The organism is Neopararhizobium haloflavum, from assembly GCF_002750855.1.
GTDB classification, from domain to species: Bacteria; Pseudomonadota; Alphaproteobacteria; order Rhizobiales; family Rhizobiaceae; genus Georhizobium; species Georhizobium haloflavum.
Genome location: NZ_NWUC01000023.1, coordinates 1 through 2,833, shown reverse-complemented (window position 1 = coordinate 2,833; position 2,833 = coordinate 1). Strand labels below are relative to the sequence as shown.

Here is a 2,833-nt window from a genome sequence, read left to right as displayed (position 1 = left end):
GGCCGATGAGCTTCTCAGTCAGTCTCACGCGGTCAGCGAGAAGATCGAGGTGATGAAGGTGTACAACAACGAGACAAGCGCTTTCAATTCATGTTTTCGCAATAAAGATCGAGGAGATTTGGTTCGGTCTCTACAGCATGAAAATCGTGAGATTTTAAACCTGCAAGAGGAAAATAGACAGCTAAAACAAACACTTGAGGATGTACAACACGGAATGACTCTTCTTATGGAGAAGCATCGGAAGGTCATTCGAGATATGAGCCGTTCTGACGATCTTGTGCAAATTGTCAGAGATCACTACATTAATAATAACAGTGAGAAGAAATATGAACGTCGTTTCTATGAGTTTGCAGACCTCACTTCGGGTATTTTGAAGAAGCTGGAAGAACAGCATGTCAAGGATGTTGAGAAGATGTCGGAGATTTGTGCCGAAAACAAATACCTCCTGAATACGACAACAACCAGCCCTTCATTGTGGAGCCGGAGTCGGATTTGATCTTCCGCGGACCCTATGATGACGCCGTTACTTCGCCGATCTGTGCCATCAACAACACGGACAAACACATGTTTGTGAAGGTCCTGATCACGCATCCCGGCCCCTTCCGTGTCCGCCCCAACTTTTGCGCGATTGCCCCAAGGTCCATGCAGATTTTCGCCGCCATTTTGGAGCCTCAAAACCCCAAGGATCTGGAGAAAATCCAGAAAAAGAAGAACACCTAAGACTAACCGTCTTCCTTCTGCTGTTGCCTTTTGCCTCTGGTGACTTCATATTCCGTTATACGAATGCCTACACCTACCCACTTAGCAGTCCATATCTCAATTATTCGGTGGGCAAAGACCCGGAGTCCGTGCGTGTTCAACTGGACCTGAATCGACCCTACTCTCTTGTTTTTAATGAGAGATGTGCATCACGATCTATTTGCGATGCTTATAAACATTTTTATGCTTATAATGAGAAAAGAACCGGCGGTAAAGTCACCAACAGGCAATTCAACGACGCCTATTATGACATCGCGAATCTTCAAGGGAAATTCTACGAAGACACCTTGAAGCTTGGCAATTTGGCTCTGCCCTTTGAGATTGGAGTTGTGGATGAAGGAAATAAAAACGCGGGCTTCGACTGGGATGGGGTACTTGGCCTCGGCATCGGTGAAGATGACAGCAAGAGCAGCGTTGTTAAACACATCATGAGAAGATTGAGCGTTCAGGAAATACTTTGGCAAGAAGGGCTGGTTGCGATAACCAAACCTGGAAAAGATCGGTTTAAACCTTCGAACGGAACTGTTGCTTTTGGACGGTACACGGAACGGAAATGTGGTGCGTTTAAGTGGTATAACACCAAGGATAACAAACATTGGCATATTATGGCCGATGTTGTTATCGACAGCACAACCTACAGTAATAAAACAATTGCGTTCTTCCCTGGACAGAACTCTCGACTTCCGTCTGCCATAAAGGCAAAACACATTCCATCATATAGAGAATGGGATGACGCAGACTTCCCGGACATCAGTTTCGTAAAAAATGGAGATACTTACACTTTCACGAGAGAGACTTATGCCCATTTCGTCAATAGACATTTCATGCCCCTCCTGGACAATTCACGCGGCGATTACGACTTCGGCTTCGGGAGCAGTTTACTGCAGGACTACTGTCTTAAGATCAGAGCTGACAGTGGATTCAACAGGCTTCAGATCGGGCTGGCTAAACAATTGTGAATAGATCATGCAACCAGCAAAGTATCATAATATTGTTATTCCATATAGTCTCTGGAATTGAAGACCTGGGCCTTCCAGCCGATCGGCTCGCCCTTCCCCGAGAACCCCGTCAAATGCCTGAACCAACAGAACATGTACGTCGCGCTCTGGTACAAGAATGGAAAGCCCATCCACGGTCGTGCCTGGAACAATGGTGGAGTTGTGGAGTGCTCGTTCCCATATTTGAAGGCCGAACTCACCGGAGCCAAGGATTTGGCCGGCCAAATCCAGGTCCTCCAGTACAAGGGAGACCATAATTCGCTGGGATTCTGGTACAACTGGATCAAGTACTCGGAGCGTCTGGACAAGGACGTGAAGGAGCGTGAGATTGTGCGTTGCGGTGATTCCATTCCTCTGCTCTGGCTGGACCGAAAGGAAGGCGCGTTGTTGGGATATGTGGACAATAAGACGGAAATTGCCCGCTTCTCCCATGACGGAAAGGCCGAGGATCTGCAAGGACCGGCCCTCAGCAGCATGTACATCATTGTCCGAGAGTATAAAGATGGACCCGAGGCCTGCGAGTGTAATGAGTGCGAAGCCCGACGTGCCAAGCCTCAACCGGTCCCCAAGCCTATTGTCCGTGTCATGTTGAACGAATGGGCCGACTTCCGTGCCGGCGATCCCTTCCCACCAACCAAGTGTGTCAGAGCGCTGTTCCGCTCGCTGACCACTCTGCCTGGCGAGAATCCCGATCAGTATGTGGCGTTGTGGTACCAGGCCGGCGAGCCGGTCATGGGACGCATCTGGAACGAGGGAGGAAAGATTGCGGCCAACTTTGGATGGGGAGGACACGAGTACAAGAAGAATATTGGATCGCTGCAGGTCCTGTTCGAGCTGCCCGAGCACGTTCGTGGTTTCGACTACGCCTGGAAGCCCTATCCAGAAGCCGCCGCCCAAGGCGAACTGGAATGGGTCCCCGTGAACGTGGACAACGGCAAGGTCAAGGTCTCCCCGGCCGTCATCATTCTGGACGGAAAGGAGGTCCTCGGAAAGGTGGACATTCGCAACGAACGCGCTTCCGCCGGCTACGGAGGAACCGAGAAGGTCCTGGTGGGTCCTGCTGTCCACACTTCGAC

General features: G+C 49.9%; 3 protein-coding genes. All 3 read left to right on the top strand.

All coding sequences use genetic code 11. The annotated features are described in order from the left end of the window. Window positions 1-496 (top strand): bMERB family protein (locus CN673_RS21690; protein WP_114149048.1); only part of this gene is annotated, 496 nt, incomplete at its 5' end. Between the two features lie 124 nt (window positions 497-620). After that, window positions 621-1,718, top strand: coding sequence for a pepsin-like aspartic protease (locus tag CN673_RS21685; protein ID WP_099868262.1), 1,098 nt, complete (start codon window positions 621-623; stop codon window positions 1,716-1,718). A 57-nt stretch (window positions 1,719-1,775) separates the two neighbouring features. Next, window positions 1,776-2,833: hypothetical protein (locus CN673_RS21680; protein WP_198586085.1), on the top strand; the 1,058-nt coding region annotated here is incomplete at its 3' end.